This is a genomic window from Pseudomonas corrugata (assembly GCF_001269905.1).
Taxonomy (GTDB): Bacteria; Pseudomonadota; Gammaproteobacteria; order Pseudomonadales; family Pseudomonadaceae; genus Aquipseudomonas; species Aquipseudomonas corrugata.
Map to the genome: position 1 here is coordinate 49,870 of NZ_LHVK01000031.1, position 25,423 is coordinate 75,292.

Annotated in this window: 17 protein-coding genes and 1 pseudogene; 11 read left to right on the plus strand and 7 right to left on the minus strand. The window is 58.7% G+C overall.

Annotated features, from left to right (window positions below):
* Positions 1-159: 159 nt before the first annotated feature.
* Both AD665_RS28285 and AD665_RS28290 read right to left on the minus strand, forming a co-directional pair.
* Positions 160-1,023 carry a methyl-accepting chemotaxis protein gene (locus AD665_RS28285; protein ID WP_406822820.1) on the minus strand — a complete coding sequence of 288 codons (864 nt, stop codon included), beginning with the start codon at positions 1,021-1,023 and terminating at the stop codon, positions 160-162.
* 42 nt (positions 1,024-1,065) lie between these two features.
* A pseudogene (locus AD665_RS28290) lies at positions 1,066-2,214 on the minus strand (methyl-accepting chemotaxis protein); the annotation flags it as partial.
* Between the two features lie 127 nt (positions 2,215-2,341).
* On the opposite strand from AD665_RS28290, the gene pmrG reads away from it, so the two are divergent.
* From pmrG to AD665_RS27235, 6 genes are all read left to right on the plus strand, one after another.
* Positions 2,342-3,013 (plus strand): lipopolysaccharide core heptose(II)-phosphate phosphatase PmrG, encoded by a 672-nt coding sequence (pmrG, locus tag AD665_RS26010; protein WP_414860474.1) that lies wholly within the window; start codon positions 2,342-2,344, stop codon positions 3,011-3,013.
* A gap of 24 nt (positions 3,014-3,037) precedes the next feature.
* Positions 3,038-3,886 carry a phosphatase PAP2 family protein gene (locus AD665_RS26015; protein WP_053194351.1) on the plus strand — a complete coding sequence of 283 codons (849 nt, stop codon included), beginning with the start codon at positions 3,038-3,040 and terminating at the stop codon, positions 3,884-3,886.
* Between the two features lie 1,802 nt (positions 3,887-5,688).
* Positions 5,689-7,395: a ShlB/FhaC/HecB family hemolysin secretion/activation protein gene (locus AD665_RS26020; protein WP_053194352.1), complete on the plus strand. Its 1,707-nt coding sequence runs from the start codon at positions 5,689-5,691 to the stop codon at positions 7,393-7,395.
* 39 nt (positions 7,396-7,434) lie between these two features.
* Positions 7,435-14,958 (plus strand): two-partner secretion domain-containing protein, encoded by a 7,524-nt coding sequence (locus AD665_RS26025; RefSeq protein WP_080996627.1) that lies wholly within the window; start codon positions 7,435-7,437, stop codon positions 14,956-14,958.
* A gap of 12 nt (positions 14,959-14,970) precedes the next feature.
* Positions 14,971-15,627: a hypothetical protein gene (locus AD665_RS26030; protein WP_047699320.1), complete on the plus strand. Its 657-nt coding sequence runs from the start codon at positions 14,971-14,973 to the stop codon at positions 15,625-15,627.
* A gap of 304 nt (positions 15,628-15,931) precedes the next feature.
* Positions 15,932-16,279 (plus strand): hypothetical protein, encoded by a 348-nt coding sequence (locus AD665_RS27235; protein WP_231983249.1) that lies wholly within the window; start codon positions 15,932-15,934, stop codon positions 16,277-16,279.
* Between the two features lie 378 nt (positions 16,280-16,657).
* Here the strand turns inward: AD665_RS27235 and AD665_RS26035 are convergent, their stop codons facing one another.
* A complete protein-coding gene (locus AD665_RS26035; RefSeq protein ID WP_053194353.1) occupies positions 16,658-17,095 on the minus strand; it encodes a hypothetical protein in 438 nt (145 codons plus the stop codon).
* 56 nt (positions 17,096-17,151) lie between these two features.
* The gene (locus AD665_RS26040) at positions 17,152-17,724 is read right to left on the minus strand and encodes a hypothetical protein (RefSeq protein WP_047699324.1); all 573 of its coding nucleotides are present in this window, start codon (positions 17,722-17,724) and stop codon (positions 17,152-17,154) included.
* A 560-nt stretch (positions 17,725-18,284) separates the two neighbouring features.
* Here AD665_RS26040 and AD665_RS26045 point away from each other — a divergent pair.
* The 4 genes from AD665_RS26045 (at position 18,285) to AD665_RS26060 (ending at position 22,101) form a co-directional block, all read left to right on the plus strand.
* Entirely contained in the window at positions 18,285-18,626 is a 342-nt protein-coding gene (locus tag AD665_RS26045; protein ID WP_053194354.1) for a DUF6124 family protein, read from the plus strand.
* 84 nt (positions 18,627-18,710) lie between these two features.
* Complete coding sequence (locus tag AD665_RS26050) at positions 18,711-20,189, plus strand: leucine-rich repeat domain-containing protein (RefSeq protein ID WP_053194355.1); 1,479 nt, start codon at positions 18,711-18,713, stop codon at positions 20,187-20,189.
* Between the two features lie 118 nt (positions 20,190-20,307).
* Positions 20,308-21,141 (plus strand): oxidoreductase, encoded by an 834-nt coding sequence (locus AD665_RS26055; protein ID WP_053194356.1) that lies wholly within the window; start codon positions 20,308-20,310, stop codon positions 21,139-21,141.
* A gap of 21 nt (positions 21,142-21,162) precedes the next feature.
* On the plus strand, positions 21,163-22,101 hold the full coding sequence (locus AD665_RS26060; RefSeq protein ID WP_053194357.1) for an AraC family transcriptional regulator: 939 nt from the start codon (positions 21,163-21,165) through the stop codon (positions 22,099-22,101).
* Here the strand turns inward: AD665_RS26060 and AD665_RS26065 are convergent.
* Positions 22,098-22,988, minus strand: a complete 891-nt coding sequence (locus tag AD665_RS26065) for an EamA family transporter (RefSeq protein WP_053194358.1) — start codon at positions 22,986-22,988, stop codon at positions 22,098-22,100. The two genes, AD665_RS26060 and AD665_RS26065, sit on opposite strands and share 4 nt — an antisense overlap.
* Positions 22,989-23,019: 31 nt before the next feature.
* A complete protein-coding gene (locus AD665_RS26070; protein WP_053194359.1) occupies positions 23,020-24,243 on the minus strand; it encodes an MFS transporter in 1,224 nt (407 codons plus the stop codon).
* Between the two features lie 155 nt (positions 24,244-24,398).
* Between AD665_RS26070 and AD665_RS26075 the strand changes: the two genes are divergently transcribed.
* Positions 24,399-24,854, plus strand: coding sequence for a winged helix-turn-helix transcriptional regulator (locus tag AD665_RS26075; RefSeq protein WP_053194360.1), 456 nt, complete (start codon positions 24,399-24,401; stop codon positions 24,852-24,854).
* A 55-nt stretch (positions 24,855-24,909) separates the two neighbouring features.
* Here AD665_RS26075 and AD665_RS26080 read toward each other — a convergent pair whose 3' ends face one another.
* Positions 24,910-25,323, minus strand: coding sequence for a tautomerase family protein (locus tag AD665_RS26080; protein ID WP_053194361.1), 414 nt, complete (start codon positions 25,321-25,323; stop codon positions 24,910-24,912).
* Positions 25,324-25,423: the final 100 nt, after the last annotated feature.

Sequence of the window (25,423 nt, forward strand, 5' to 3'; positions counted from 1 at the left end):
TTGGTTGACCGCAGGGACGGTCGAGAGGGGGGCGCTGGTTGCAACTCGAAATACCAGAGATTTCGAATTCTCAGGAATTGAAATTTTTAACCCCTGGAACGCTTGAGTCATGCCTCACAAGAACGCCCGTCTCCCACCGGAAACGGGCGTTTTTCATGATCAAACCCGGAAGTGGCTGACCATCATCTGCAACTGATTGCCCAGTCGCGCCAGTTCAACGCTGGAGGCAGCGGTTTCTTCGCTGGCGGCGGCGGTCTGTTCGGATACGTCGCGCACGTTGATGATGCTGCGGCTGATTTCCTCGGCCACGGCGCTTTGCTGTTCCGCGGCTGCGGCGATCTGCTGGTTCATCGACTGGATATTCGACACCGTGCGGGTGATGTTCTCCAGCGACACCCCAGCCTTGCGGGTCAAGGCCACGCTGCTGTCGGTGAGGCTGCGGCTGTTGTTCATCACGGCCGCCACCTGCTGGGTGCCATTTTGCAGGCCGGCCACCAGGCCTTCGATTTCCTCGGTGGATTTCTGCGTGCGTTGGGCCAGGCCCCGGACTTCGTCGGCGACGACCGCAAAACCGCGACCGGCTTCACCCGCGCGCGCCGCTTCGATCGCTGCGTTGAGGGCCAGCAGGTTGGTCTGTTCGGCCACCGCCTTGATCACATCCATGACGCTGCCGATCTTGTCACTTTCCTGTTGCAACACGGTCATGGCGTCGGTGGAACGTACCACTTCGCTGGCGAGGCGTTCGATCTGAGCGATGGCTTCGCTGACCACCTGGTCGCCGGCGCGGGCTTCGCCATCCGCTGCGGCCGCTGCATGGGAGGCTTCTTCGGCGTTGCGGGCCACTTCCTGCACGGTGGCAGTCATTTCGTGCATGGCGGTCGCGACCTGATCGGTCTCGACTTTCTGGCTGTTGACCCCGGCGCTGGTCTGCTCGGTGACGGCGGACAGTTCTTCAGCGGCGCTGGCGATCTGGGTCACGCCATCGCGGATGCCGCTGATGAGATCGCGCAACGTCACACCCATGCGAGCGATGCCCTGCTGCAGCACGCCCAGTTCATCGCGGCGGGTGACGATGATGTTATGGGACAGATCGCCGTTGGCAATGCGTTCGACCACGGTCAGGGTTTCGCTCAGCGGCCGGGTAATCTGTCGCGTGATGACCACGGCGGCAATGATGCCCACCAGCAAGGCGAGCAACGTACTGATCAGTTGCAGCGTGCGGGCCTGGGCGCTTTCGGCGTCGCGGCGGTCGAGCTGGATCTGATACAGCTGTTCGCTCAAGTTGACGATGGTCGCGCCCTGCTCGGTCATTTCCTTGCGCGCCTGCACGGCGTCGGCAGTGGCCGACTTGAAGGCCTGCAAGGCACTGCGATATTGGGTCAGGGCGTTTTCCAGCTGGCGCAGCTCATCTTGACGAGTGCTGGCGAAGTGCAGATTCAGCGGTTTGAGCGAAGCGATGGCGGCGTCCAGTTGGCCGACGGCTTTCCGCTCCGTATCGGCATTGCTGTTGGCTGTATAGCCACGGACTTCATAACGGGCCAGCATGAACGCCTGCTTCGCCTGGGTGATTGCCTGGAACTGTTCGAAGCGTTCATCGCTCGGGGCCATTTGCGCCACATCGGCGCCGATCACTTCGATCAGTTTATAGGCAGTTTCAGCGTTGGCGCCCATGGCTTCGCGGGCCGTGTTGCCGGTGCGGTAGGCGTTGCGCATTTTGTTCAGGGACGCCTGATAGGCGCTGATGGTTGCGCTCTGTTCCTTGAGTCGCTTGACGTTTTCCGGGCTCTTGAAGCTGCTCAGCAGCGCGTTCTGTTGCGCCACGAAACCATCGAGGGTGGTCTGCACATTCTGTGCGGCCGTCTCGTCGCCGTTGGTCAGCATGTATTGCAAGCGAGTGACCCGAAGTTTGGTCAGCCCGGCGTTGAGCTGGGTGATGTCACTCATCCAGTTGCTGCGGTCGATCAGCCCGCCAAGGCTGCTCCAGCCGGTCACGGCCAGGATGCAGGTCAGGAGCAGCACCAGGCCGAAGCCCAGGCCCAATTTCATATTGACACTAATGTTGCCAAACCAGCTATTCATCAAATTCCTCCAGGAACGTAGTGCTGCTTGATCGTCGGTTGGCTGGAAGATTGTTGTTGTTAAGCCAGCGAAATAGATAACAGGCCTGTATCGGCCGCTGGTTCGATATCTGAAAGATTTTTCCCCGGCTCCCATCTGTTCAGTGATCTTCAGGCGCGTGTGCCAAGCTTTTTTTCACATCCATTTCACTGCTTGCCTACGCCGCCGTCTCTACTGTCACGCCATTGAATGACAGGGGTGGATGCCGTCGGGGCGGCTTGATGTGGAACTGAGACTGAGTTTTTTCGGCTTGAGGCGCTCGATCGAGACAAGCCGGTTTGCCCGCTACCGAAACGCCATAGTCGTACTGGCTTCCGCGCTGCTGGTGATTCCATTGACCTTCTGGTTGCTGAGCCCGTCGGCGTTGCCGGACCTGGCCCATGGCAATGTCGCCGGTGCCCGGACGTTGGCCGAAGGCTGGGCCAAGGGGGAAATGATCGTGCTGGTGCGCCATGTCGAGCGCTGCGATCACTCCAAGGCTGCGTGCCTGAATGATCCTGCTGGCATCACTGACCGGGCCCGTGCCGTCGCGGTAGGTCTTGGCGCCCGGTTCGAGCAATTGGGCCTGGAGAACACCGACATCTACAACAGTCCGTCCATCCGCACAGCCCAGACGGCGGGGTACATGTTCAACAAGGTGAGCGCTGGCGACGATTGGTTGATCAATTGCCGACATGATTTGTTGCGCAATGCCCTGGCCCACAAGGTGGCCGGGCACAACCTGATCCTGGTGACCCATAGCGAATGCATGCAGGCATTGGAAACCTCGCTCAAGCGACCGTCTTCGACGTTTGGCTACGGTGCGTCGCTGTTTGTTTCCACCGCCGAGCCACAAGCGCCTCGGTTGCTCGGTTTTATCGAAGCGTCTGACTGGCGCTCGGTGACGTTTAAGTAAATTTTCCCACGATTAGGACAGCCCATGCTGACGTCTGCTCGCGCCCGTTTCTACGCGGCCAATTTCGGAATTCCCCTGCTCTGTGCCGCAGTAGTGTTTCTACTGTTCGACATGACCCGTATCGACATCGCCATCAGCGATTTCTTCTACGACCCGGTGCACCAGGTGTTTCCGTTGGAGCATGTGTACTGGTTCGAGAAAATCACCCACAAGTGGGCCAGGATCATTCCGAACTGGACCGGTGAGGCGGCCATTATCGGTACGCTGTTGTCGTTTTTCTGGCCCCTGTTCAAGCCGGAAAAACGTCCTGGGCTCCTTCGCCTGTTGGACAAGCTCAGGCTGAGCAAGCCGCTGCGTTTTGCCCACAAGCACCGTCGTGATTTCCTCTATATCGTCTTCGCATTCTCTCTCAGTACCGGGGTCATTCATTACCTCAAGGGCCACACCAGCGTGTATTGCCCGGTGGAAACCACTCAGTACGCCGGCAAGATCGAACACAAAGAGTGGTATCAGAACTTCAAACTGCTGAAAGTCGCCGGCGACGGCCGTTGCTGGCCCGGCGGTCATGCTTCCGGTGGCTTTACCATGCTGGCGCTGTACTTCGTCGCACGCCGCTACCGCTGGCGTCACTCGAAAGCGCTGATGTACGGAGCGCTGGCCTTGGGCTTTGTCTATGGCACAACGCGAGTCCTACAGGGATGGCACTACATGTCCCACACCTTTTGGGCCGGAATCTTCGTATGGTTGACTTGTTGGTTGATGGCGTTGGCCTTCTATGGCCGAGCGGCCCTGGAGCAGCCTGTATTGACCAAGGCTTCGTTGCAGAGTACGAAAGGCCTGCCTGAGTTGGGTGACGCTCAGTCCTGCGCCTGAATCCCGGACAAAAAAAAGCCCGCGGGAGAGCGGGCTAAAACCTTAGTTTCTTGAATGAGCGAGGGGACTTTACCGAAGAACGGCCGTGGGCAGGGTGAAGAAAAGTTCATGCGATTTCTCGTCATGACCTTTCCCTGGTACAGACCAGCCGAAATTCCCTGTGCGAGCCTGCTCGCGATGACGGGGTGTCAGTCAACATCTCTATTGAATGTACCGGTGCCATCGCGAGCAAGCTCAGCTCCCACAGCGATCTGTTGTGAACGAAAATCCGTGTGTCGACCTGGATCCCTTGTGGGAGCGAACCTGCTCGCGATGACGGTGTGTCAATCAACATCTCTATTGAATGTACCGGTGCCATCGCGAGCAAGCTCAGCTCCCACAGCGATCTGTTGTGAACGAAAATCCGTGTGTCGCCCTGGATCCCTTGTGGGAGCGAGCCTGCTCGCGATGACGGTGTGTCAGTCACATCTCTGTTGAATGTACCGGCGCAATCGCGAGCAAGCTCAGCTCCCACAGCGATCTGTTGTGAACGAAAATCCGTGTGTCGCCCTGGATCCCTTGTGGGAGCGAGCCTGCTCGCGATGACGGTGTGTCAGTCAACATCTCTGTTGAATGTACCGGTGCCATCGCGAGCAAGCTCAGCTCCCACAGCGATCTGTTGTGAACGAAAATCCGTGTGTCGCCCTGGATCCCTTGTGGGAGCCGAGCTTGCTCGCGATGACGGTGTGTCAGTCACATCTCTGTTGAATGTACCGGCGCCATCGCGAGCAAGCTCAGCTCCCACAGCGATCTGTTGTGAACGAAAATCCGTGTGTCGCCCTGGATCCCTTGTGGGAGCGAGCCTGCTCGCGATAACGGTGTGTCGGTCAACATCTCTATTGAATGTACCGGTGCCATCGCGAGCAAGCTCAGCTCCCACAGCGATCTGTTGTGAACGAAAATCCGTGTGTCGCCCTGGATCCCTTGTGGGAGCGAGCCTGCTCGCGATGACGGTGTGTCAGTCACATCTCTGTTGAATGTACCGGCGCCATCGCGAGCAAGCTCAGCTCCCACAGCGATCTGTTGTGAACGAAAATCCGTGTGTCGCCCTGGATCCCTTGTGGGGGCCGAGCTTGCTCGCGATGACGGTGTGTCAGTCACATCTCTGTTGAATGTACCGGTGCCATCGCGAGCAAGCTCAGCTCCCACAGCGATCTGTTGTGAACGAAAATCCGTGTGTCGCCCTGGATCCCTTGTGGGAGCCGAGCTTGCTCGCGATGACGGGGTGTCGGTCACATCTCTGTTGGATGTACCGGCGCCATCGCGAGCAAGCTCAGCTCCCACAGCGATCTGTTGTGAACGAAAATCCATGTGTCGCCCCTGGATCCCTTGTGGGAGCCGAGCTTGCTCGCGATGACGGGGTGTCGGTCAACATCTCTATTGAATGTACAGACGCCATCGCGAGCAAGCTTAGCTCCCACAGGTTCGGTGATGCCTGATCGCTCTCTCTCTGGGACAGGCAGACAACTCCGTGGCGAGGGAGCTTGCTCCCGCTGGACTGCCCGGCAGCCCTTCTTTGGGCTCCTCTACTGTCTAGGTTTTCGACGCGTCTTGTGAGACACGTCTCTTTTTTTAACAGAAAAATCCCTCCCCCTTGAACCGAAAGCGATATGCACAGTCTGGTATGCGCGTGGTTTTGCGTATCAGCAGCGTGAGCGGTTTCGAGACGGCCTGGATCGACTGGCACCTTCGAAAACAGCACTGGAGACTCGTCTTCGGTCAGCTCGCGAGCGTGCTGTCATTTCCGTATCGAGGGATCGAACATGTTCTCACCCGCCCTTTGGGCGAGGTTGTGCCTGGCTTTGCTGTGCCTGTCTCCGCTTACCCTGGCTCACGCCGCCCCCACCCCCGGTGAAACCGACCTGATCCGCGAGCGCCAGAACCGTTTGCTCGAAGAGCAGCGCCGGCGTCTGGAAGAGCTCAAGGACCTGCCCGGCCAGGAGGCGAAACCGACCCGGCCGGCCGCGCCAGTCGATACCCGTTGCTTCCCCATCAAGACCATCGAACTCAAGGGCGCCGACAGCCTTTCGGCCCGTGAGCGCGAGCGGCTGCTCAAGCCCTACATCGGCCAATGCCTGGGCGTGCCCCAGCTCAATGAACTGCTCAAGGTCATCACTGACCACTACATCGAGAAAGGCCTGGTCACCAGCCGTGCCTACTTGCCGCAGCAGGACCTGTCCGCTGGTCACCTGCAGGTGCTGGTGGTCGAGGGCCGGCTCGAAGGCTTGAAAGGTGCCGAGAACAGCCAACTGTCGGAGCGTGAACTGGCCATGGCGTTTCCCGGTAAGACCGGCGATCTGGTCAACCTGCGGGAAATCGAGCAGATGGTCGACCAGCTCAATCGCTTGCCATCGAACCAGGCGCAGATGGAACTGACCCCCGGCCAGAACGTCGGCGGCAGTGAAGTGCTGGTCAAGAATACTCCGCAAAAGCCCTGGCGCGCCGGGCTGTCCCGGAGCAACGACGGCCAGCGCAGCACCGGCGAGCAGCAGTGGGGCACCCGCTTCGAGTGGGACAGTCCACTGGGCCTGGCCGATCAATTGATGTTGCGCGGCGGTCATGACGCCATGAGCGATCACCAGCACACCTCCCGCAACGCCATGCTCTATTACAACCTGCCGTTTGGTTGGTGGAACGTCAGCTACACCTACAGCCAGAGCGAGTACCGCTCGCAGATCGCGGCCAACGGTTTCAACTTCAAGCAGAGCGGCGACAGCCAGAACCATCAGTTGCGGGTCGAGCGCGTCATCCATCGCGATGCCATGAGCAAGACCTCCCTCAACACCGGCCTGGCCTACCTGCGCAGCAACAACTTCATCGAAGACAGCAAACTCAGCGACAGCAGCAATCGCATCAGCGAGGCGCAATTTGGCATCAACCATGGTCGCCGGATCGGCAGTGCCTTCGTCAACCTCGACCTGGGCATGCAGCAAGGCATCGGCGCCTTCGATGCCCAGGGCGACCATGACCCGGGCCGCGGACTGCCGAATGCGCGCTACCGCAAATACACCGCCACCCTCAGCTACCTGCAACCCTTCCAGCTATGGGGCGAGTCCTTCAGCTTCAGCAGCCTGATGACCGGCCAGCGCAGCGAGGATGCGCTGTTCGGGCCGCAGCGCATGAGTCTGGGCGGGGAGTCCTCGATTCGTGGCTACAAGGACCAATCGTTGGCCGGCGACAGCGGTGGCTACTGGCGCAACGACCTGCGCTGGAGTCGTCCGGTGACCCTGGAGTGGCTGCGTCCGGTGTTCGCCGAGTACGGCACCAGCCTCGGTTATGACCAGGGCGTGATACGCGGCAATCACTACAACCAGGAACCGAGCGGGCGCATGTCGAGTAACTCGGTGGAGCTGTTCGCCCGCGGCGAGCACCTGAGCGCCAGCGTGACCTTTGCCCACTCCCTGGAACGTCCGGCCGCCCTGACCGAGCGCGAAGCGCCGATCTATTTCCGCGTGGAAGCTCTTTTTTAAATTCTGCCCATTTCAACGCTGTAGCAACGAGACCTGATCATGGACGACCGCCAATACGCCTTGCTGGCCCGCCAACCTTCTGCCGCCCTGAAAACCCGTGACCTGTTCTGGGGCATGCCCAAGCGCGGCCTGGCGTTCCTGTTGGCCAACGTCATGTTCTGGCAGCCGATGTGGGCCCAGGCGGGCGGCATCGTTGTCAGTGGTTCGGGCACCAGCCTGGGCCAGGCGGGCAACGGCGTGCCCATCGTCAACATCGCCAAGCCCAACGGCAGTGGCCTGTCCCACAACCAGTTCAAGGACTACAACGTCGGCAGCAACGGCGTCATCCTCAACAACGCCACCAACCCGGCTCAATCCACGCAGCTGGGTGGGATTATCCTCGGCAACCCGAACCTCAAGGGCACGGCGGCCCGGGTCATTCTCAACGAAGTCAACGGTGGCAGCCCCAGCCAGTTGCGCGGCTACACCGAAGTGGCGGGGCAGTCGGCCCACGTCATCGTCGCCAACCCCTACGGCATCACCTGCAACGGCTGCGGTTTCATCAACACCCCGAAGGCGACCCTGACCACCGGTAAACCAGTCATTGAAAACGGCCAACTCCGGAGCTACCAGGTCGATCAGGGTAGCGTTACCGTCGAAGGCGCGGGCCTCAACGCCACCAACGTCGACCGCTTCGAAATCATCACCCGCAGCGCCAGGATCAACGCCGAGATCCAGGCCAAGAACCTGACCATCGTCGCCGGCCGCAACGACGTCGACGCCGCGACCCTCAACGCCACCGCCCGTGCCGACGACGGCAGCGCCAAGCCGCAACTGGCGATCGACTCCTCGGCCCTGGGCGGCATGTACGCAGGCGCCATCAAGCTGGTGGGCACCGAGGCCGGTGTCGGGGTGAAGCTGGACGGCAAGATGATCGCCAGTGGCGGTGATATCCAGCTCGATGCCAATGGGCATTTGAGCCTGGCGCAGACCGCTGCAGCCGGCGCCGTCAACGTCAACGCCGCCAGCCTTGACGCCCAGGGACCGGTCTACGCCGGCACCGCGTTGACCGTGAAAACCCAGGGTGATCTGACGAGCCAGAACAACCTGGTGGCCCGCGACAGTATTCGCCTGGACAGCGGCGGCACCCTGCGTAACAACGGGATCATCGAAGCCGGGGTCAACGCAGACAACACGCGCAATACCCGCGGCGACGTCACCCTCATCGCCAAACAACTGAATAACGACGGCAAAACGGTCGCTGCCAGTCAAAACCTGACGGTCACCACGACCGGTACGTTGAGCAACCAGGGCGGTACGCTCAGCGGCCAGGGCAAGACCACCGTCACGGCCAAGGTTGTGGATAACCGCGCCAAAGGCCGCATCCTGGGCAATACCGAGGTGAACGTTAAGGCCGATCAAGTGCTCAACGGCAGCGGCGGCCTGATCAATAGCCAGGACGTCTTGCAAGTGACGGCGGGCCAGTTGGATAACAACGCCGGTGAACTGTCGAGCCTGAACACCGCGACGCTGGTGCTCGGTAGCCTGGACAACCTCACCGGCCTGGTGATGACCGGCAAGCAGCTGGATATCACCGCGACCGGCGCGGTCAACAACCAGGGCGGCGAACTGTCGACCCAAGGCCTGATGACCCTCACGGCGGGGAGCCTGAGCAATCGCGACAAGGGCACCGTCGCCGCCAACGGCAACCTGGTCGTGACCGCCACGAAAGGGGCAATCGACAACGGCAACAATGGCCTGATTGCCAGCCGCAACGCCGAGCTGAAGGTGACCGCCGCCAGCCTGGACAACGCCAAGGGCACCCTGCAGGGCAAAGGATTGGTGAAGGTCGACATTGCGGGCGACATCGATAACCAGGCCGGCTCGATCATCGCCCAGGACGCGAACCTGAATGTCTTCGCCACCAACCTGGACAACCGCGGCGGTGTACTGTCCAGCGTCAAGGCTGCGCTGGAGGCGCAGGTCAGCGGCGTGCTGAAAAACGGCCATGACCTGAATGGCCAGGGCGGCACGATCCAGGCAAAAGGCCTGACCCTCGAAGCCCTCGCCGGGCTGTTCAACGACGGCGGACGCATCGCGGCGCAGGCTGGGGATGCCGTGCTCGATACCGGCAGCGCCCGTTTCGACAACAGCAACGGCGGCCTCTATGCCAGCGGCAAGGTGAAGGTCGACGCCCTGAACCTGGACAACAGCCACGGCCAGATCAGTGCCACGCAGATCGATCTCAACCTCAACGGTATTCTGGACAATACCCAAGGCATCATCGAAGGCGACAACAGCCTGGATGTCCTCGCCGCCAGCCTCGTCAATCACAACGGCCAGCTGCGCACTTTGGGCCGCAACAGCACCACCGTGTTCTCCATCGGCGGCCTGTTCGACAACAGCAACGGCACCCTGGAAACCGTCAGCAACGACGTCGGCTTCACCCTCGGCAGCCTGAACAACCAGAGCGGCAAGCTGCGCCACATCGGTGCCGGCGCATTCGGCCTGAACCTCACGCAATTGGGCGCAGTTGGCGGCAGCCTGGTGACCTATGGCACCCTCGTGCTCGATGCCGACAGCTGGACCAACAGCACCTCGATCCAGGCCGAACACCTGACCGTCAACGTCAAGCACCTGACTCAGACCGCCACCGGCCAGTTGCTCAGCGCCAACAGTTTCAATGGCTCCGGGATCGACTGGCGCAACGACGGCCTGATCGGCAGCGATGGCCTGATCAATGTCCAGCTCACCGGTCAATATGCGGGCAACGGCCGCTTGAGCAGCCTGGGCACCTTGGGCCTCAAGGCCGCACTGATCGATCTTGAGGAAAACGCCAGTGTCGCCGGCGGTGGGAATACCACGGTGCATGCCGACGGCGTATTCAACAACCGCGGCCGCGTGACCTCGGCGGCGGGCATGAATGTCACGGCGCAGGGCATCAATAACCAGGGCACCCTGGGCAGCGCCGGATTGCTGAGCATTGGCACCGGTGCATTGCGCAACGAGAACGGCCTGATCTTCAGCGGTGCCGACATGGCCCTGAAGGTCGACAGCCTGACCAACACCCGCGCCGACATCTACAGCCTGGGCAACCTGAGCATCGACCGTGACGGCCTGGGCACATTGGCTTCCAGCATCGTCAACAGCTCAGGTTCGCTGCAAAGCGACGGCAACATGAGCCTGGCCGCCAGCACGATCCAGAACGTGCGAACCCTATTGACCACCCACGACGCCGGTATCTACACCGCGTCGATCACGGAAGTCGCCTGCATCGAAGGCGTCAACGCCGGGGATTGCAGCGGCGGCAAGGAAAACCACGTCTGGCAGATCATCCAGCGTGACAAGTTCGAGGTCACCGCCGCCAGCGCGGCCTCCAGCATCACCTCTGGCGGCAACCTGAATATCCGCGCCGGTGATCTGACCAATAGCAGCAGCACCATCGGCGCAGGCGGCGCCCTCACCGCCAACCTCGTCAGCCTGAACAACATCGGCATCGAAACCCACGACACCGAAACCTCGCGCACCTTCGTGTCCGAGCGCACGCGCAGTCCTGGCGGCTGGCGTACCCTCGCCGATAATTTCACCAACAAGTACTGGTTCCAGAGCCCCGGCTACAACCCTGCCAACCTCGGCGGCCTGGAAGCTGACATGAGCCGTTTCATCGGCACGACCGAGCGCGAACTACTGCAATTCGGCAGCAGCCGGGCCCTGTCCCACGATACCCAGACCTACGCCGCCATCATCCAGTCCGGCGGTGCAATCGATATCCGCACCCAGAGTAACGCCAACAACAGTGTCATCCGGGGTGGCTACAACTACGTCGGCGCCGGACCGCGCACCGACACCGGCGCCGACGGGAAATTTTCAACCCGCGTCACCGTCAACCAACAGCTCTCGCCCGACCTCGCCCAACAGCAAGTCAACCCGGTGACCCTGCCCGGTTTCGACCTGCCCACCGGCCAGAACGGCCTGTTCCGCCTGAACGAAGGCACCGGCACTCCGACCCAAGGCAGCGGCCTGACCCAAGTGCGCGGCCTGCCGGACCGCTCGTTCCAGGCCAACCCGCAAAAATACCTGATCGAAACCAACCCGGCGCTGACCGACATGCGCCGGTTCATGAGCTCGGATTACCTGCTGTCCAACCTGGGCTACGACCCGGACGACGCCGCCAAGCGCCTGGGCGACGGCTTCTACGAACAACGCCTGATCCAGCAAGCCGTCATCGCCCGTACCGGCCAGCGTTTCCTCGACGGCCAGACCTCCGATGAAGGCATGTTCAAGTACCTGATGAACAACGCCATCGCCAGCAAGGACGCCCTCAACCTGTCCTTGGGCGTAAGCCTGACCGGCGAACAGGTCGCGGCGCTGACCCACGACATCGTCTGGATGGAAAACCAGATGGTGAACGGCCAGCAAGTGCTGGTGCCGGTGCTTTACCTGGCGAACGCCACCCATCGGCTGGCGCCGAATGGGGCGTTGATCCAGGGCAGCGACGTCACGCTGATTGCCGGTAAGAACCTGAACAACGCCGGGACATTGCGGGCGTCCAATAACCTGGTTGCCACGGCTAACGACAGCCTGGTGAACAGTGGGTTGCTGGAGGCGGGGAATCGGCTGGATGCGTTGGCGAGTAATGATCTGACTAACCGGGCGGGTGGGGTTATTTCTGGCCGGGATGTGAATGTTGTTGCCCTGACTGGCGATGTGATCAACGAGCGCACCGTCACCACTCACGAAAGCAGCAGCGGCTATCGCACCGAGCGCACCGACTTCATCGACAGCGCCGCCCGTATCGAGGCCGCCAACAACCTCACCGTCGGCGCCGGGCGCGACATCAACAACGTTGGCGGTGTGCTGAAAAGTGGCAACGACACCATTCTCGACGCCAAACGCGATATCAATCTCGTCGCCGCCGAACGCATCACCAGCGGCACCCGCGGCCGTCATCGCGACGAAGACATCAAGCAATACGGCTCCAGCCTTGAGGCCGGTCGCGACCTGACCGCCAACGCCGGACGCGACCTCAACGTTGTCGCCAGCCAGATCGATGCCAAACGCGACATCGCCATGGCCGCCGCAGGGAACTTGACCCTGGCTTCGGCGGCGGATGAACAGCACTCCTACAGCAAGAGTAAGAAGGTCACCCGTCAGGAAGATCACGTCGATCAGGTGTCTTCGACCGTGACTGCTGGGGGCCGCGTTGCACTGAGTGCCGGACAGGATCTGACGCTGGTGTCCAGCAAGGTGAAGGCTGAGAAGGAAGCCTACCTGGTGGCGGGGCGCAAGCTTGAGCTGTTGGCTGCGCAGAACTACCACTATTCGCTGTATGACATGAAGAAGAAGGGCGGCTTCGGCAGCTTGAAGATGCGTCGTGACGAAGTGACGCAAGTTACCCATGTTGGTAGCCAGATCCAGACAGGCGGCGACCTGATACTCAAGAGCGCCGCTGACCAACGTTATCAAGTCGCCAAGTTACAAAGTGGCAAGGATCTGACCATTGATAGTGGTGGTGCCATCAATTTTGAAGGTGTCAAGGATCTACACGACGAGAGCCATACCAAGACCGATAACAATGCGTTCTGGAACTCTGCGAAGGGAAAGGGCAATACCGACGAAACCTTACGTCAAACTCAGATGGCGGCGGCAGGTGAGATCACCATCAAGGCGGTTGAGGGCCTAAAGATCGATATCAAGCATGTCGATCAGCAAACGGTCAGCCAGACCATTGATGCGATGGTAAAAGCCGATCCACAACTGGCCTGGATCAAGGAAGCTGAGAAGCGCGGCGATGTTGACTGGCGACAAGTGAAGGAAATCCATGAGTCCTTCAAATACAACACCTCGGGACTGGGCCCCGCTTCGCAGTTGATCATCGCCATTGCCCTGGCGGCTGTGATGGGGCCGATGATGGGTGCTTTGAACTCCATTGCTCAGGCGGGAGCCATCAGTGTAGCGACCAAGGCGACGGTGAGTACCATTGATAACCGAGGCAACTTTGGTGCGGTGCTCAAGGATGTCACCTCCAAGGACAGCATAAAAGGCTACGCCGTATCGATGGCTACGGCAGGTGTTGCACAGGGGCTCAACTACAAGCCCAGCACCGTCAGCTTCAACACTGAGGGCTTTAAGACCGTCGCCATGAAAGTAACGGCGGACGCTGCGATTAAAACAGCCGTCTATGGCGGTAGTTTTAAAGACAACTTCGCGACTTCGGTGGCTGGAACAGCGGCAAGCATTGGTGGGGCATACGGCGCCGGGAAAATCGGTGACCAGCCACTCACCGAAGGTGGCTTGGAGAAGATCCTTCTGCACTCGGCCTTGGGCGGCCTGATGGCCGAGGTGATGGGAGGTGACTTCCGCACGGGAGCTATAGCGGGTGGTGCCAACGAGGTTCTGATCGGCTTGCTCGGAGATAAGTTACTGCCCTCTAACCTCAAGCCTGGAACGCCTGAGTACATACAGGCACAAGAAAACTTGGTCGCGCTTTCGAAGATCGCCGGTGTACTGGGGGCTGCGGCCACCAATGGGGATCTCGATGTTGCGGCGCAGGTCGCTGAAAACGGCACGCGGTACAACTTCTTAAACCATCGAGATGTTCTGGAGCTTGCTGAGAAAGCCAAAAACTGCGAACTCGAAGGTACCTGCGATGCTTTACAGGCTGAGGCGAATGCTCGGGACGCAGCAAATCGCCAGCGGCTAATGGATTGTCAGAGGCTCGGCAACTGTCCCGAAATTCGAGCGGAAATAGATGCTGGCTCCAAAGCCATAGACAATCTGGTTGCTACGTTACCGGAGGGGAAATCTGCAGATATTCTGGGGAAATTTACTGGAATAGGAGGCGGGAATACCCGCGATTGGACGACAGTCGGTCAGCTTCATATTGAGCAGGTTGCTCATATGTTTGTTGACGGAGACTCTCAGTGGGCGCCATCGTTTGGGCAGTGGCTGGATCAGTCGGGGTTCAGTCCGTTCTCTATCAATGCGCCTGGGTTGTCGGCCACGGTAGTCCCGGGGGGGATCAAGACCAGTACATCTGTATCTGCGGATAATGGGTATTTTGATGTTTTGCCGGGTAATAATGGTTCAAAATCCCCAGGTTATACGGTAGTACGCAGCGATAACGACTTTTCGTCATCGATTGGGGGAAATGGAAAACCAAAGGCATACATCAATGAAGATGGTGTTCTGGTTCCTCCTAACCCAGAGGGGACTGGTAGCATTCAAACACATGTGCGAGGAGGTGGTTCTGAAAACTCTCCCTACATCTCCGTAACCGACCCGAGTGCCGCCTCGAATCCTAAGGACTACGGCGCGCATAAAATCGAAATTGACGTGACACGATTGCAGCAGGATATTGATTCCGGTGTATTGCCAAATACCAAATTCTTGAGCAACCGTGAAATCGCGGCCGAGATGCAATCAAGGGTAGATGCGGCGCGGGAAAGGTACACGAACAACCCGTCCACGAAAAATGAGACTTCATTGACGAGGGCAGAGGCAGACTTGCGGAACATCACTCGTGACGGAGAGTGCTTGATCAAGGGCTGTGTCCCGGCAAAATATATAAAATTTATTGATTGATAGGTGCTCGTCATGGATCGGAAAACAAACGAACTGCTTAATAGCATCCCAGAACATGCTGACTATGCTGCCGATGCGGGAGATTTGGATCCGGAGGATATTCCGCAGGAAAGAATGGATGCTGTAATGGATTTGCTTCATCACGCGGACAATGATGTGGTGCGTTTTTTAGCTGCGAAGTTATTGACCAGTTGGGGGGTCCATGATGGCCTTATGGCCTTGGAAAAAAACATGGAAAGACCCGAAGCTGTCGAGGGCATCTATACTCATAGACTACACGGATACGATGATACTTATCGTCAGATACTTATGGCGGTGATCATGTATTTTGCCAATATGGCTGACAGAGGGGAGAAAGAAGTGGCGAGAGCCCAAGTCTATTCGCTCTTGTCGAAAATCATAGCGTTGGCGGGCAGTAAGCCTTTTGATATAGCTGATTTCCTTGCTTTTGTGAAGCGTGAAAAATATGTGGAGTATATACGTCTTCTTGAACAGCATCTTGTTTCGATAATTGACCATCCCGAAGTGCATCGTTGGAAAATTTATGATGCTATCGAACTGTTGATGAATTTTGAACCTGAGTTTGTCGTGTCACTGTTGAAAGAAAAAAACAAGACGATTGATGATTTCAGGCCTGCAGTTACGCCAGTGAACGGAAGGCAGAGTTAGGTCGGGCCTTGAAGGGAAGATGCAAAAGAATTAGAAGTTCTGTCGCTCGTTCTAAAGAAAGCGGGAATAGACCACGTTGTCAATTCGGTCTGCTGTTAATGATGATTACGTGTTTTGTAATTCACGATTTACTGCGGGAATCGAGTCCGTGATCGGACGACAAGCTCATCGAGGATGCTCAAGGAGGCCGGGAAGCATTAATTTCCATAACTGGAAACGTGCTCTGCTTCCGTTTCGCCTTTTAATCTGAAATAGGTCTGATATGAATGCACGGCAGGTAGAGCTTTGTAAGAATCTAAGGAGGATGAGCTCTGATCAAGCTGCTGATTGGTTGATTGGCACATATCCTATAGCATCTAATGACTGGGGAGAAGCAATCTTGCTCTTGTCGCATAGGTCTTGGAGAAAGGCGGAACAGCGGAGGCTGGCGAGTTATTATTTTAAGAAGTTACCTTTTTCTGGCTGTCGAGGGTATGAGGCTTTTGCATCTATTATGTCAGTGGGTTTAATGATTTTCTGTATTAAAGGCGCTCTGGCGGAGGTGTCTAGGCGAGATTTATTGCTCTATTATTTGGTTCCAGTATTGAATCGTGCAGCGAAGAATGAATTGGATCGACAAAGAATAAATGACCTTATTGTGGAGGTGTCATGAGTGTATTTGATGTTCTGGAAAAATGGACAAAACAGAACAGATTTGCAATAGGCGACCCGCTGTGTCGCTAGGCTGTAAGTGAGTTTATGCTTGTTTGCTATTTGTTTTCGCTTTTGTATTTTTTAGATATAGGAATTGATTGATGTTTCCACGATATTTCCGCTGGGTCTCGATGTTGGGTGTTCTTGCTGCCATAGGTTTATTCGCTTTTACAAGCCTACAAGTGTTTACCGGCAGCGCTCCGACAACAGATTTGATTCGTCCCGTCATCGGAGCTGTCGCGTTTGCCTGGGCTTTCACTCAATCGACCAAGGTCTGACCTGGGGTGAAAAAATCAGGGAGAAAAGGAGAGGATTTCCTTTTTCCACCTTGGCCTATTTAAAACGGACACCAAGGATCCCCACCGTTAGCGCTTTCCAATATCTTCGGAAAGTTACGTCCAAAGCCCCAGCCGGACGCAACGGCGGTTAGGGTGGTTTTGCAGACGGGATTTTTTTCCGAGACGATCACGTTCATATAGAACTGGTCGCCATAGATCGTCGGCGCCCAAAGCACCATGTCGCTTCTTTCGGCGTTGGTGTCAACTTTCAACTGGATGGTGCTGACGAGTGTTCCGCCCGTCGTGAGATTGGTTACTTGAGGGTGGTAGCAATGATTCAAATACCCTTGTACCCGTTCTACGACCACCGTCCGATCCTGCGTCAAGCAATACTCGGGGCTGGCTACGCCAGAGCGCAACAGGTCATCCTTGGTGTGCGGATGCAGCGAGCAGCCGCTCAGCAACAGAAAGGTGAGTGCTACGTATTTCCTATACATCAATGAGCGTCCTGATTGTTGGGTAGGCGGTGACACGGCGACAGGCTTTGTCTTCGTTATTTATCAGCGTTAATGGTTACGCTTACCTCTTTTCGCTCACCGGCAGAGGAGAGCTCATAGACCTTCATGACGTAGTCGTCTGCGATAACCGTTTCAATCAGATAGTTCTTTTGAGGTTCTGGTGTGAATACCTGAGCAGCCGGCTGTGGGGTGATGGAGTAGCCGAACAAGGAGTGCATGGGAATGCCGTTAAGGGTGGCTATTTGTCTCTTAACCGACGCACTCACTTTCAGGGGTTTTTCGGCCGTTACCAACGTATCAATGCTGTCCGTACCGCCTGCCATTTTCTTCAGATAGCCCGGTACGCGTTTGAAGTAGTTGGCGTCGTAGACGCGCTCGCCAGCGGAGGACATGGTGTACTCATTCGCGTCGGCAGCGCCGAGGAAATAGCTGACCGGATGATCACCTGCGCCGCCAAGGGTGCGAAAGGTAAGGCTTGCTTGGTGCTGATTTGATGCTAGCGGGATTACCGGCTTGGAGGAGGGCTGGACGCTCACTTGGCGACTTCCACAACCGGTGATTGCAAAGGCGAGCGTTACTGCTAAAGGAAGAGCGAGATAGGTTTTCATTCGATCCCTGAAATGAAATGGATTTGGCTGGTTAAGGTGCCTAGTTTACCTGGGCATTCATTGATGGGGGTAAATGGAAGCCAATCGATGGTTCTGTTATTCGCCTTGGACAACGCGCCCCGTGGCCCTGACGCCAACGGACAGGACGTGGTGAAGTCGTGGCACCGACCGTTTCGTCATCGAGCAGAAAACGGGGTAGGCGAGTCGTATGAAATGGTCGACTCAAAGAGAACGAAACACTTTGTATAAAGACCTTTCCCATTGACTTGCAGGACATTTCCTAGAAAATCCCAACCCCTTGCGCCTGCCGTTTCCGGTGCCTAGTCTTCGTCCACCGCTGCCAATTCAGCGGTCGGGTTTAGTCGCTCGGTATTCCGTTAGGCGCAAGGTCTTCTTGAAGTCAGGCTACAGTGTTGTCGCTGATTTTATGGTGGCTGTGCGCAGGGCACCCTCGGGTGCGCCGGTTTCCTAACGTCCCGGTCGACTAACCTGCGTACAGCCGCCACCCCACCTCGTTTAGTCGCGAGCAGTGGCGGCTCCAACTGACGTTAGGAGTACCCATGGACAAACTCATCCCAGACCCACCCATCCCACCGCTGCACCTGGACATCGCCGCCGATGCCAACGCCGAACGCGTCATCGATTCCTACCTGAACCCCAAACCCGCCCAATCCGACGAGAAACCATCCCCCGACCAGCTCTTCACCATCGTGGATGGCGTCGATGCCGAAAGCCTGTTGGCCAACCTCAGCGAAACCCTGGCTTCCGCCAATGTCATGGCCGGTGACCTGGCGTTCGAGCTGGAAGGTTCTCGGCGACATTTTGCCTTGGGGCTGCAGCAGTTGATCGAACTGGGCCAACTCTTGGCAAACCGGGCATTGGACACCGTCGATCCTCGATAGAAACTTAAAGTTTGGGTTTGGTCGATGATCAAACCCGTTTTTTGCGGCAGCATACGCAACCTGCTCACTTCGGACGCATAGACCGTGCGGACCTCCAACCGCAGTGCCCTGATCGCCCAACTCGCCACCGCACCCGATGACATTGCCGCGCGTGCCGCGCTTTATCGCGTCCTGCTTGATACGGCGGAGGTTTCGCTGGAGGCGTTGCGCGTTGCCGCTGGCCTCTGCGATCCGGCCGCCATGGCCGTGATTGCCCAGTTGAACACCACACCCCACAGGAATCGTCCCGGTCCCTTGTTGCCGCAGCTTCGCGGACTGCCGGTGGATCATGTGGCGCTGGACGATGCCGAGCCGCATTGGCTTGATGCATTGGCCGGGCTGCCGTTGCGTACGCTGATACTCAACGGCCCGAGGTTCCGTTGCGGTCCGGATATATGGCGGCGTTTGCCGGGTGTTGCCCTGGAACATCTGGAGATCAGCAGCTTTTCCCGCGACGATGACGCGACCAGTCTGCCGTCACTCGAACGCCTGCGCTGCCTCAAGTTGGACACCTATGGTGAAGACTTCGACGACAGTTTCCTCCGGCAACTGGGCAGCAGGCTGCAAGAGTTGTCATTGAACCGTTGCGATGACCTCACGGACGACGGCCTTCGGGCGCTGTCGTCATTCAGGTTGCGCTCACTCACCTTGCAACGCGCCGGAGAGCTGACTTCAGCGGGAATGCGGCACTTGTGCGCGCATCCACTCGAACAACTGACCATCAGCTCAAGCGGCGCCATCTTGCGGGATCCTTCCTGGCTTGCCGATATGACGGCCTTGCGCTCGCTGAGCCTCGATGACTGTTACGCCTCGGACACCCTGCTTGATGCCATCCGTGACCTGCCGATCGAACGGCTTTCGTTGCATTCCGCGTACCTCTGCGAGGACGACTTCGATGGACTCGAAGGCATGCCGCTTGCCGATCTGGATCTCAAATGCTCACGCCAGGTGATCGAGCGTCTGGACGTGCTGCACGGGTTTCCACTCAAGCATCTGGGGCTTTCCGATGTGCAAGGCATCGACGCGCAGACATTGCGTGATCTGGAGGGGCTCGGCCTGGAATCGCTGGACCTGTCGTTGAACGAGGTGAGCTGGAAGATGCTGAAGCAACTGGCCGGCCTGCCGCTGAAGCGGCTGAATCTCAGTTTCTGTCAGGGCATGGATGGCAAGACATTGCGCAAACTGACCGAGTTGGGCCTGCCGTTGGAGCAACTTGAAATCAGCGGCCTGGACCTGCGCGATGCCGACCTGGCCTGCCTGGGCAACTTGCCGCTGAAGCGCCTCGGCTTGTACGAAAGCCCGTGGCTGACCGACGCCGGCGTCGCTCATCTTGCGGGGCTGCCGTTGCGAGACCTGACCCTTGCGGCGGGGCCGGGGGAATCGCAGCTTACGTCAGCCATGGTGCCGGTGCTGGAGCGGTTGCCGCTGGAGAAGTTGTCGTTGCGCAATGGCTCGGGGATCAGCGCAGAGGGTTGGGATCGCTTGGCACGGTTGTCGGCCCACGTGAGCGGGCCTGGTATTTGACGCCCGTACTTTAAATCCGGGCCTCGATAGAAATAGGCAAGGCTCCCAGGCAAACCGGCATAGGTGCCCCATTTCTCGATAGCTACCATAACCCCGTACCTATCGATTGGAGCTCGCCATGCACAGCAGTAAAACCCTATTCATCACGGGCGTGAGCAGTGGCTTCGGCAACGCCTTGGCCCGGGAGGCACTTGCAGCGGGTCACCGGGTCATCGGAACCGTGCGCAGTGAGGCGGCCTTGCAGGCCTTTGAAGCGCTTTCAGCGGATCGTGCCTACGGCGTCATCCTGGATGTCACGGACTTCGACCGGATCGACAGCGTTGTCGCGGCGACGGAGGCCGCTCATGGTCCGGTCGATGTGTTGGTCAACAATGCCGGCTACGGGCATGAAGGCATTCTCGAAGAGTCGCCGCTGGAGGAGATGCGGCGTCAGTTCGACGTCAATGTGTTCGGCGCAGTGGCGGTGATCAAGGCGTTCCTGCCTTATTTCCGCACGCGGCGTGCCGGTCATATCCTCAATATCACCTCCATGGGTGGCACCATCACGATGCCGGGCATCGCTTACTATTGCGGGAGCAAGTTCGCCCTAGAGGGCATCTCCGATACGCTGAGCCAGGAACTGCGCCCGTTCAACATCTTCGTCACAGCCGTCGCGCCCGGCTCGTTTCGAACGGATTGGGCGGGTCGTTCGATGCGCCGCACGGCGCGTAGCATTGCCGACTACGACGCCAGTTTCGATCCGGTACGCAGGGCACGCGAGGAGAAAAGCGGCAAGCAGCTCGGCGATCCACAGAAGGCCGCGCAAGCGATGCTGCAAGTGATTGCCAGCCCGACGCCACCTGCACACCTGTTGTTGGGCAGCGATGCGCTCAGCCTGGTGCGGGCCAAGTTGAGCCATGCGGCCAACGAGATTGATCAATGGGAAGCGCTCACCCGTTCGACCGACGGTTGACCGGCAAGCAGGAGGATGTCGATGACTGAGGCCGACTCACGCACTTCGCGCATGGTGCAGTTGATGGAGAAGCTGGCGCCAGTCGAGGGCTACAATCTCAGCGCGCTGGAGGACATCCGTTTCCTGCGTTCGAACCGGCCGCTGGCGCGCACGCCGGTGTTGTATGACCCCGGTATCGTGATTCTGTGCCAGGGTCGCAAGCGCGGTTATCTGGGCGATGACGTTTACGTCTACGACGCCCAGCACTACCTGGTGGTGTCGGTCCCCGTGCCGTTTACCATGGAAACCGACGCCAGCGACGCAGAGCCCATGCTGGCGGTCTACATGCGCCTCGACTTGCAGCTGGCCAGCGAGTTGATGCTGCAGGTCGACGAAGCCCTCGGTCCAAGCGATGCCCCGCCCAAGGGCATGTACGCCTCGCCCATGGACGATCAGTTGTGTGCCTCGACGCTGCGCTTTCTTGAAGCCATGAGCCACCCGGGCGAAGCGCAGATACTCGGGCCGTCGCTGATACGGGAGATCTACTACCGCATCCTGACCGGCGAGCAGGGCGGCTCGATGCGCGCCGCGTTGAGTCGCCAAGGGCACTTCGGCCAGATCACCCGCGCGATCCGGAAAATCCACAGCTGCTACGCGGAACGTCTCAGTGTCGAGACGCTTGCCCGGGAAGCCAACATGAGCGTGCCTACCTTTTACCTGTACTTTCGCAACGTGACGGACGCCTCACCCATGCAGTACTTGAAGTCGACGCGCCTGCATCAAGCGAGGCTGCTGATGCTGCGCAACGCGATGAGCGCTTCGACGGCGGCGTTCAACGTCGGCTACGAAAGCGCCTCGCAATTCAGTCGTGAGTTCAAGCGCCTGTTCGGTCGGGCGCCCCAGGCTGAGATCGAATGGATGAAGGCGACTTATGCCTTGCCGGCGCCGTCCGGGTCGTCCAGTTATGTTTCGTCGCATTAGCGTGGGGTCGGAACGGCAAACATGGCATTGAACATACGCTGCCCATAAAGGCCGACGGCCAGGCCGAGCACGATCAGTACCACCGCCAGCACTTTGTTCAACGACACACTCTCGTGGAAGACGAAGACCGAACCGAGCATCCCGAAAATCGGCACCAGCAACGACAACGGCGCCACGGTGGACACCGGGTGGGTCTTGAGCAACGAGTTCCATATCCAATAGGCGAACAGGGTATTGGGGTAGACCTGGAACAGAATCGACAGCACGGCGGTCGTGTCTACCTGCTGGATGAATGAGCTATAGCCGGTGTTGCCGTTGATTGCATAGTCGAGGGCGAACAACGGGATCGGCGCGAAGGCGCTGGACCAGACCAGAAAGCCGAAGACATCCCGAGTGCTGGCCTTCTTGTTGATGATGTTGGCGACGCTCCATGAGGCCGCGCCAACCAACACCAGAAACACCCCCGGCAGGCTGACCGAACCGTCGCTGATCATGATGATGCACAAGAGCCCGCCGAGGGCGATCAGCATGCCCAGCACTTGGAAACGGGTCAGTGCTTCCTTGAACACCCATCCGCCCAGCAGCAGGGTGAAGAACGCGCTGAATTGCAGGATCAGGGAAGCGATGCCTGCCGAGAGTCCAGCCTTGATGCCCAGGTTGACCACACCCCACAGACCGATACCGAACACCAGTCCATAACCGATGAGGTAGCGCCAGGGCACATCGGGCTTGCGGATAAAGAGGATCGCCGGAAGCGCACAAAGGCTGAAGCGGATGCCCGCCAGAATGAACGGATCCACGGTGGCCAACCCCAGTTTGATCACCGAGAAATTGATTCCCCAGATTGCCGTGATCAGTACAGCCAACGCTAAGTGCCATGGTTTCATTGATGAGTCGCCTTGATGAGGGGGAGCGGTGTCATGCTGAAGTCAGCTGCAGGTACAACCAATACAACAGGGCCGTGCCACTGATGGCTGCGCCCAACAGGCAAACGCTCACCCAACCGAAGTGTGCGTAAGTGTAAGTGGCAGCAATCGCGCCCAAGCCGCTGCCGACTGAGTAAAAGCACATGTAGGCGCCCACCAGGCGACTTTGTGCATCGGGCCGCGCCGCGATGATCAGGCTCTGGTTGGTCACGTGAACGGTTTGCACGGCGAAGTCCAGCAGGACGACCCCGACCAGCATGCCCAGCAACGAGCTTTCAACCAACGCGGTGGGCAACCAGGACAAGGTCAATAGCCCTAGGGCAATGCCCGTGGTGCGATTGCCGAGCCCTTGGTCGGCCAAACGCCCGGCGCGCGTAGCGGCCAAGGCTCCCGCCACTCCGGCCAGACCGAACAGGCCGATCTGGGTATGTGAAAGCGACAGTGGCGGCGCGCTCAGCGGCAGCACCATGGCGGTCCACAGCACGCTGAATGCCGCGAATATGAGCAGGGCAAAGGTGCCTCTGACGCGCAGCGTCCGCTCTGTCAGGTACAGCTGTAGTACCGAGCGCAGCAACCGCCAGTAGCTGCCCCTGGCCGGCGGCGTTGTCGATGCCGGCATGGTTCGGTACAGCAGCCACGCCATGCCCACCATCAAGACTGCCGAGCCGAAGTAGACACCTCGCCATCCGGCCAGGTCGGCGACTGCGCCAGAGACGAAGCGGGCGAGGAGGATGCCCAGCACCACGCCGCTGGTCACGGTACCGATGGCCTCGCCGCGCTGCTCCGGGCTCGCCAGTGTGGCGGCGTAAGCGACCAACGCCTGCACCACGACCGCCATCAGGCCGACCAGTACCATCGCGCCGAGCAGCATGCCCCAACTTTGCGCCAGCCCTACCGCGCACAAGGCCACGGCCGACAGCAGCAGTTGCGTCAGAATGAGTTTCTTGCGATTCAGCAGATCGCCCAAGGGCACGATGAACAGCAGGCCCAGCGCATAACCCACCTGGGTTGCCGTGACCACCACCCCGACAGTGCCGGGTTGAACCGACAGGCTGGTGGCCATCGACTCCAGCAGCGGCTGTGCGAAATAGACATTGGCCACAGCCATCGCGCAGGTGATAGCGAAGAGAAATGTCTGGTGACGGCTGAGGGTGGCTGCACCTACCCTAGGGAGCGGTGTGCTGGCTCCTACTGTTCTTTCGGCTTCGACGTCCATGTTCAAAGGTCCCTCAGCTTAAACGTCGTTGTTAGGCTGGTTTCAAAACAAAACTGATTCGTTGTTTTCTAACAAACCAGGTTTTAATATGCAACCAGTTTTTCCGGCGCTAGAGCGTCCTCATCAACACGTTGTCCAGGAAGGTGGGAGAGATCATGGCCAGACAGGCACTGCTGGCGCAGAGCGAATGCCCCGTGGCGCGGACCCTTGAAGCCATCGGAGATCGTTGGGCGCTGATGATCATCCGCGACGCTTTCGATGATGTTCGGCGCTTCAGCGAGTTCCAGAAACGCCTTGGCCTCGCCAAGAACATCCTGGCGGTAAAACTCAAGATGTTGGTCGAGTTGGGGATATTCGAAATCCAACCGGCGTCCGACGGCAGCGCCTACAAGGAATATGTACTCACCGAGATGGGGCGCTCCGTGTTTCCCATCGTGGTGAGCATGCGCCAGTGGGGAGAGCGCTTCCTCTTCAACAAGGGCGAGCATTATTCGGTGCTGCTGGACAACGACTTGTCGGAGCCAGTCGAGACCATCACGGTCCGTTCAAAGGCGGGCAGGGTATTGGCTGCGCAAGATTGTCACCGTCGGGTCGTCAGGCGGGATACCTGACCGGCCAAGCCCCTGAGGCAGTCGCATCCGTCAGAGGGCTACGCAAACCTGGCGCCTACACGACAGAGGCATCGCCAGTTTGCTGCACCAACGCCATTGCGAATTTGCCCAGGCCCACCGACCAGTCCGAATAGTCGTTCTCATGCATGAAGATGAAAATATCCTGCGGGCGAACCTGCGCCTGGGCACCGAGATGGTCAGCGATTTTTTTGTACAGGTCGCGTTTCATGGCGTCACTGCGACCCCTGCGCAGCGTGATTTCAATCACCACGAGCTTGTCTGAACGAGCGACGCCATTGAAGGTGCGGCTGTAGAAGAACTGCTCCGGATCATAGTCGGTGACCAGGTTGAACAGTTCATCCTCGGGCATGCCGATGCTCTCGACCAGCGCTTGATGGATGCCATCGACGATGTGTTGGCGTTGCTGCGGGCTGGTGCCCTTGATGACGGCTGTGCGAACGAATGGCATGTGAGGCTCTCTCAATTGCTTTGGGTGGGGCTCCTGCCGTTCCGGCATCCAGGACAGGCGGCCGGATGTGCTGGTGCAGCGGGATTCTGCAAAAACGAGG